The 7566-nt window shown below is 74.2% G+C and carries 6 protein-coding genes; 3 read left to right on the top strand and 3 right to left on the bottom strand.

Going from position 1 to position 7566, the window contains the following annotated elements; translation table 11 throughout:
• Positions 1-2935 (top strand): ATP-binding protein (locus tag ASG00_RS08105; protein WP_082483150.1); only part of this gene is annotated, 2935 nt, incomplete at its 5' end.
• 89 nt (positions 2936-3024) lie between these two features.
• Here ASG00_RS08105 and ASG00_RS08110 read toward each other — a convergent pair.
• The 3 genes from ASG00_RS08110 to ASG00_RS08120 all read right to left on the bottom strand — a co-directional run bounded on the left by ASG00_RS08110 (position 3025) and on the right by ASG00_RS08120 (position 5941).
• The gene (locus ASG00_RS08110; RefSeq protein ID WP_045247438.1) at positions 3025-3849 is read right to left on the bottom strand and encodes an ABC transporter permease; all 825 of its coding nucleotides are present in this window, start codon (positions 3847-3849) and stop codon (positions 3025-3027) included.
• Positions 3846-4847: a daunorubicin resistance protein DrrA family ABC transporter ATP-binding protein gene (locus ASG00_RS08115; protein ID WP_045247439.1), complete on the bottom strand. Its 1002-nt coding sequence runs from the start codon at positions 4845-4847 to the stop codon at positions 3846-3848. Before ASG00_RS08115 ends, ASG00_RS08110 begins: the two co-directional genes overlap by 4 nt.
• A gap of 233 nt (positions 4848-5080) precedes the next feature.
• The gene (locus ASG00_RS08120; protein WP_056208344.1) at positions 5081-5941 is read right to left on the bottom strand and encodes a spermidine synthase; all 861 of its coding nucleotides are present in this window, start codon (positions 5939-5941) and stop codon (positions 5081-5083) included.
• A 314-nt stretch (positions 5942-6255) separates the two neighbouring features.
• Between ASG00_RS08120 and pxpA the strand changes: the two genes are divergently transcribed.
• Together pxpA and ASG00_RS14480 are read left to right on the top strand one after the other, a co-directional pair.
• A complete protein-coding gene (gene pxpA / locus ASG00_RS08125) occupies positions 6256-7011 on the top strand; it encodes a 5-oxoprolinase subunit PxpA (RefSeq protein ID WP_056208347.1) in 756 nt (251 codons plus the stop codon).
• A 23-nt stretch (positions 7012-7034) separates the two neighbouring features.
• On the top strand, positions 7035-7566 hold a 532-nt coding region (locus ASG00_RS14480), incomplete at its 3' end, for a 5-oxoprolinase subunit B family protein (RefSeq protein ID WP_235559444.1).

The raw sequence follows: 7566 nt of genomic DNA on the forward strand, positions 1-7566 counted from the left end.
GCAGGTCGCGGGCGTCGAGATCATCCGCAGCGATGCCGCGGGCTACGCGATCGCGCCGGACGCCGTCGATCTGGTGTGCGCACAGGCGCGCCATGACGACGCCGTCGGGTTGCCGCTCACGGATGCCGCGCGCCTGACCGCGCTCGATGACGCTCTCGCGCTCTGGCGGGGCGAGGTGGGCGGGGATCTCGGCGACGCCCCGGCGGCGGACGCGCTGCGCGCGGCATCCGCTCGTCTGCGTGACGCCCTGCGGCGCGAGCGCGCCCGCACGCTCGATGCGACCGGACGCGCCGCCGACGCCGTTCCGGCCTGGCGGGCGCTGCACGACGCGCAGCCCTATGACGACGAGGCGGCGGCGGGGCTCCTCGCCTCGCTGCGGGCCGCCGGCCGCACGTCTGATGCGCTCGCGGTCTTCGCGGCGCACCGGGCGCGCCTGCGCGACGATCTCGGCTCCTCGCCCGGCCCCGCCCTCGTGGCGGCCCACGCGGCGCTGCTGCGCGAGGACGCCCCCGTCGCCGGGCGCGTGCGCATCGGTCTTCGCTCGGCGCCGACGCCGCTCATCGGACGTGACGGCGACCTCGCGGCGGTCGCCACCCTGCTCGCCGAGGCGCGCATCGTGACGATCCTCGGCGCCGGCGGGCTCGGCAAGACCCGGCTCGCGCAGGCGGCGGCCGCGGCATCCGATGCGGACCTCGTCGCCGTCGTGCCGCTCGCGGGCGTGCGCACCGACGAGGATGTGCCGTTCGCGATCGCCGCGGCCCTGGGCATCACCGAGGCGGCGACGAGCGGGCGGCTGTCGGACCAGGCGCCGCGCCCCGATCTGCGCGCCCGCGTGCTCGCGATGATCGGCGAGCGGCACACGCTGGTCGTGCTCGACAACTGCGAACAGATCGTGGCCGGGGCGGCGGCGTGGGTCGCCGATGTCGTGCGGGCGGCGCCGGGGCTGCGCGTGCTCACCACGAGCCGCACGCCGCTCGACGTGTCGGGCGAGGTCGTGCTCGCGCTCGACCCGCTGCCGATCGCCGACGACGTCGATGCCCCCGCGGTGCGTCTGTTCGTCGAGCGCGCTCGCGCGGTGCGTCCGGGTGCGCGGCTCGACCCGGTCGTCGTCGCGCGACTGTGCACCCACCTCGACGGCCTGCCGCTCGCGATCGAGCTCGCCGCGGCCCGCGTGCGCACGATGACCCCCGAGCAGATCGAGCAGCGCCTCGGCGACCGCTTCGCGATCCTCACCACCGGACCCCGCGACGCCCCCGAGCGCCACCGCACCCTCGAGGCCGTGATCGCGTGGAGCTGGGACCTGCTCGACGCCTCCGCCCAGCGGGCGTGGGAGCGCCTGGCCGTCTTCCCCGCCGGCTTCGCCGCGGAGGCCGCCGCGAGCGTGATCGGTGTGCCCGGCGCCGACGACGTGCTCGAGCGCCTCGTCTCGCACTCCCTCCTCATCGCCGCCGACGACCCGCAGACGGGTGCGGTGCGGTTCCGCATGCTCGAGACGGTGCGCGAGTTCGGGATGTCGCGCCTCGGCCCCGATGCGCACGACGACGCCCTCGACGCGGTCGCCCGATGGGCGGTCGCCTTCGCGGCCGAGCGTCTCGCGACCGCGTTCGACGAGCGGGTGCACGCCGAGATCTTCGCCGAGCACGACAACCTCGTGAGCGTGACGCGGCGGGCCGCGGCATCCGGCGACGACGCCACGGTCGTGACCGTCTACGCCCTGCTCGTGCAGACCTGGCTGGTGCGCGGGTCGATCACCGAGCTGACCTCCTTCGGCACGGTCGCGATCGAGGCGATGGGCCGGGTTCGCGACGATGCGGTGCCGCCGGATGCCGCGGCGGTGCTGCTCACCGGAACAGCGGCGTTCGCCCTGATCACCACTCGGGTGCCGGCCGCCCGGCCGCTCGCGCGCCTGGCCCTGTTCCGTCGGCGTCGCGCGCCCATCTCGCCGGTGTTCGCGGGGCTCGCCGACGTCATCCTCGCCACCCGCGATCGCGTCTCGTTCGATGCCGCGATCGGGCGCCTGCGGGCCTCGTCGGACCCGTCCGTCGCCGCTCTCGGAGAGCTCGTGCGGGCGCAGGCGACCGAGAACGACGGCGACCACGCCATCGCGCTCGCCGCGTCGCGGCGCGCATGGGACATCGCGACCGCCGGCGGTGTGCGGTGGCTCGCGACGGCGGCCGCGTCGTCGGTGTCGGAGCTGTCGAGCCAGGTCGGTGCCGCCGCCGACGCGCTCGAGTGGTTCGAGCGTGCCGCGGAGGGGTTCCGTGTGTTCGGCGCCGACGAGCAGGTGCGTCAGCAGGGGTGGGTGGTGGCGGGCAACCTCATCGGCCTGGGGCGGTTCGACGAGGCGCGTGCGCGGTTCGCCGCGCTCGTGGAGGCGGCCGAGGTTCCGGGCGCCGACCGCGAGATCGCCTCGATCGGCTGGTTCGGTCTCGCCGAGACCGATCGTGCGGAGGGGGACACCGACCGTTCCGCCGACGAGTTCGCGCGCGCGATCGACACCTTCGTGTCGGGCGATCAGCGCAACTCCCCCTGGTACCTCATCACCTTGGGCGCGGCCCTGTCGGCAGCGTCGATCGACGGCACCGGCACGCCCGAACGGCGGGCGCTGTGGGCGCGGCGGCTGCGGGTGCGCGCGATCGTCAACGCCCGGGTGCGCCCGCAGCTGACCGACCACCCGGTGCTGGGCACGGTGCTGCTGGGGTGGTCGGCGTGGGCGCTCGACCAGCCCGGGCTCGCCGAGGCCGCACTCGCCGCGCTCGCGCTCGCCGAGAGCTGCGGCGTGCGCCAGGACTTCCCGAGCCTGCGTCTCGACGCGCACCTCGCCCGCGCCGAGCGGATCGCGGGGGCCGATGCGGTCGCGCGTGCCCGGTCGGCCGAGCGCGAGCAGCCGCGGGAGGGTCGCGCAGAGCGGTCGTTCACGATCCTGCGCGGCTGAGCGCCGCGCTCTTCTCCCCCGGAGCCTGCGCGTCCGGGGACACGACGAGGGGGTGGATGCCGCGGCATCCACCCCCTCGCGCCGCCCGATCAGGCCTTGCGCATGTAGGCGCGCACCGTGAGCGGCGCGAACACCGCCACGATCACCGCGGCGCCGAGCAACGACACCCACAGGTCACCGCTGATGGTGCCCGTGTTGGCGAGGTCGCGCACCGCCGTGACGAGGTGCGAGATCGGGTTGATGTTCGCGAACCAGGCGAGCCAGTCGGGCAGGGTCGAGGTCGGGACGTACGCGTTCGAGAGGAACGTGAGCGGGAAGAGCACCAGCATCGAGATGCCCTGCACGCTCGACGCGGTGCGGGCGATGACGCCGAAGAACGCGAAGATCCAGCTGATCGCCCACGAGCAGACGATCACGAGGATGCCCGACACCACCACGGCGCCGAACCCGCCGCCCGGGCGGTAGCCCATGATGACGCCCATGACGAACACGAGAGTGGTCGCGATCGCGTAGCGCAGCGTGTCGGCCAGGAGCGCGCCCGACAGCGGCGCGATGCGCGCGATCGGCAGCGAGCGGAACCGGTCGAACACGCCCTTGTCCATGTCCTCGCGCAGCTGCGTGCCGGTGACGACCGAGGTCGTGATGACGGTCTGCACGAGGATGCCGGGGATCAGCTGCGGCAGATAGTTCTGCACGTCACCGGCGATCGCGCCGCCGAAGATGTACGCGAACATCAGCGTGAAGATGATCGGCTGGAACGTCACGTCGAACAGCTGCTCGGGCGTGCGGCGGATCTTCACGAGTCCGCGGTAGGCCATCGTGAACGTGTTCGCGAGGGTCTGGCGGAGGCTGGTGTGGTTCTTGAGGGTGCGCTCCGATGCGGGGACGATCGGGGCGGTGCCGAGGGCGGTCATGCGGACACCTCCTGCTTCTGGTCGGCACCGGCGTCGTCGGCATCGGATGCCCCGTGGCCGGTGATGGCGAGGAAGACCTCGTCGAGGGTGGGCTTCTGCACGCTGAGCTCGGCGAGGGCCACGCCGTGCTCGCGCAGGGTCACGAGGAGATCGGTGACTCGGTCGGCGTCGCCCATCGGTGCGGTGATGCGGGCGGACTCGGGCGAGAGCGTCCCGCGCACGCCGAGCACGCGCTCGATCACCTGCAGCGCCTCGCCGGTGTCGTTCGCGTCCGCGAGCCGCAGCTGCAGCGACGACGTGCCGACCGACGCCTTCAGGTCATCGCTCGTGCCTTCGGCGACGACGCGGCCGCGGTCGATCACCGCGATGCGGTCGGCGAGCTGGTCGGCCTCGTCAAGGTACTGGGTGGTCAGGAGCACCGTCGACCCGCTGGCGACCAGGTCGCGGATGGTGTCCCACATCTGGCCGCGCGTGCGCGGGTCGAGTCCGGTGGTGGGCTCGTCGAGGAAGATCAGCGGCGGCTGGGCGATGAGGGATGCCGCGAGGTCGAGCCGCCGGCGCATGCCGCCGGAGAACTTCTTCAGCGGGCGGCGGGCGGCGTCGGTGAGGGCGAAGCGCTCGAGGAGTTCCTCGGACTTGCGCTTCGCGTCGGCCCGGCTGAGGCCGAGGAGGCGCGCGAAGATCATGAGGTTCTCGGTGGCCGACAGGGTCTCGTCGACGGACGCGAACTGGCCCGTCACGCCGATCAGTTGGCGCACGACCTGGGGTTCACGCACGACGTCATGGCCGAAGATGCGGCCGCTGCCGCCGTCGGGGCGCATCAGGGTCGCGAGCATGTTGATGGTGGTGGTCTTGCCGGCGCCGTTGGGCCCGAGCACGCCGTAGACCGTCCCGGTGCGCACCCGCAGGTCGACGCCGTCGACGGCACGGTTCTGCCCGAAGACCTTCACGAGTCCATCGGCTTCGACCGCCCATTCGGTGGGGGAGGAGTTCGTCATGGCTCCACCCTCGACCTCGCCGCTGTCGCGGCGCTGTCTGGGCGCTGTCTCCCCCGGTCGGGCGGCGACAGCCGGGTGTGGTGGCGGGGCGCGGTTCGCGGGCGGGCGGGCTGCCGCGCGGGGGTGATGCGTGCGGCGGCGGCAGTCGCGGTTCGCGCACGGAATGCGGTGCGCACGTGATCGTGCGCTCGCGCCGGACGCCCTTCGCAGGCGGTGCCGCCGTGCGCGGGTGGTCAGCGTTCGAAGAGGGATGCCGCGGGCTTCGGTGACGGCGAGGCATCCGCGTCGGTGGCGGGCCGTGCGTCGCGCACGAACGCGCGCAGCTCATCGCCGTGCGCGACCTTCGCCGGATGCGGACCGGCAGCCATCAGCCGCGGCAGCCATTCGATCGGGAGCGGGGCGGCCGAGGCGGCCACGACGAGATTGCCGAACCGGCGGCCCTTCAGCACCTGCACCTCGGCGAGCACGATCACGTTCTCGAGCACAGCCTCGACCGTCGCGACCTGACGCCGGGCGTGGTGGAGCCCCGCACCGTCGGCGACGTTGACGAGGAGCACCCCGTCGGGGGCGAGCAGGGATGCCGCGGCCCGGTAGAACTCGACGGTGGTGAGGTGTGCGGGCGTCTGGGCGCCGGCGAACACGTCGGAGACGACCAGGTCGACCTGGCCGACGAGCCCGGCGGGGAGGCGCCCCAGCCCCTCGCGGGCATCGCCGATGCGGGTGCGGATCGACGCGTCGCGCGGAAACGGCAGGTTCTCGCGCACGAGGTCGACGAGTGCCGGCTCCAGCTCGATGACCTGCTGGCGCGACCCCGGCCGGGTGTGCGCGATGTAGCGCGGCAGGGTCAGCGCGCCGGCGCCGAGGTGCACCGCCGTGAGGGGCTGCCGCGGCATCCGCAATCTGTCGATCACCGCGCCCATACGGGCGACGTACTCGAAGTGCAGGTGCGAGGGATCCTCGAGGTCGACGTGCGACTGCGGTGTGCCGTCGACCTCGAGTTCATACCCCGAGACGTACGCGGACGGCACGATGCGGGCGATGGTGCCGTCGCTCAGCCGCGCCTGCGGAGGCAGTTCGACAGTCGCGCGGGCCATGGGTCGAGGCTACCCGGGCGGGGCGGGTGGTCTCGCGGTGAGGGCCGGCCGGACTGCCCGCTCGGCGCGCGCCTGCCCCGCTCGGCCCGCTGTGCCACCCCCGCCTCGCAACGTCGGAACCTTCGCCCGGCTCGCCGACGTGCGACATCCTGCCCCCGGGGTGTCGGCGAGAAGTTCCGACGTTGCGCAGCCATGACGGGGTCCCCGCCCGTCCCGGCTCCGTGCCACCGCAGTGCCGCCCCACCCCGCTGTGCCGCCCCGCCGCAACCCAACCACCTCGCCCCGCCCCGCAACCCACCCGCTACCGTGGGCGCATGCGCGCGATCGACCTCAACGCCGACCTCGGCGAGACGGTCGACGGGGTGCCGACCGCCGACGACGAGGCGATGTTCGCCGTGATCTCGTCGGCGAACGTCGCGTGCGGCGGGCACGCGGGGGATGCCGCGTCGATGGCGGCGTCCGTCGAGCGCGCGGCGCGGTTCGGGGTGGCGGTCGGGGCGCATCCGTCGTATCCGGATCGGCCGGGTTTCGGCCGGGTGCGGCTCGAGATGGCCCCCGCCGATCTGCGCGCCAGCGTCGCCGGTCAGCTGACGGCGCTGCGGGCCGCCGGCGCCGACCTCCGCTATGTCAAGCCGCACGGCGCGCTGTACCACGCGGCCGGATCCGACCCGCTCGTCGCGACCGCGGTCGTCGCCGCGGTCGCCGACCTCTCAGCGGAGCTCGGTCGCCCCCTTCCCGTGCTCGCGCTCGGCGACGCGCTCGCCGCCGCGAGTGCTGCTGCCGGCCTGCCCTTCGTGAGGGAGGCGTTCCTCGACCGCGGACACCTCCCCTCGGGCGACCTCGTTCCCCGCGGCGAGCCCGGCGATCTCCTGCATGATCCGGCCGAGGTCGCACGCCGCGCGGTGCGCCTCGTCGACGAGCGCCGGGTCGCCGCCGTCGACGGCACGACGGTGACGACGGATGCCGCATCCCTCTGCCTCCACGGCGACACCCCCGAGGCCGTGGACATGGCGCGGGCCGTGCGCGCCGCACTGTCGTCCGCGGGCATCGTCGTGCGCGCGGACTGGTGACGGCGATGCCGACGCTCCGGCCGATGGGCGAGGCGGCCGTGCTCGTCGAGGTCGACACGCTCGACGCCGCGCTGGCGCTGCACGCGTCGCTCGCGGCATCCGTCGTTCCGGGTGTGCACGAGCTGGTGCCGGCGGCGCGCACGGTGCTGGTGCGGTTCGATCCGCGCGCGACCACGCGTGCCGCGGTGGCCCGATGGGTGACGGATGCCGCGGCCTCCCCGCCGCGCGACGCCGCTCCCGCGGCGGTCACAGTGCTCGAGGTCGTCTACGACGGCGACGATCTCGATGAGACGGCGCGACTTCTCGGAGTCGATGCGCCCGCGCTCGTCGCCGCGCATACGGGAGCGGAGTGGATGGTCGCCTTCACCGGGTTCGCTCCCGGGTTCGGCTACCTGGTGCGTGCGGACTGGCCGTTCGACGTCCCGCGCCTCGACGCCCCCCGCACGCGGGTGCCGGTCGGGAGCGTCGGGCTCGCGGGGGCGTTCAGCGGCGCCTATCCGCGCGCGACGCCCGGCGGGTGGCGCCTCATCGGCCGCACCGATGCGCCGCTCTTCG

It is taken from the genome of Microbacterium sp. Leaf351 (assembly GCF_001423825.1).
Classification (GTDB): Bacteria; Actinomycetota; Actinomycetes; order Actinomycetales; family Microbacteriaceae; genus Microbacterium; species Microbacterium ginsengisoli.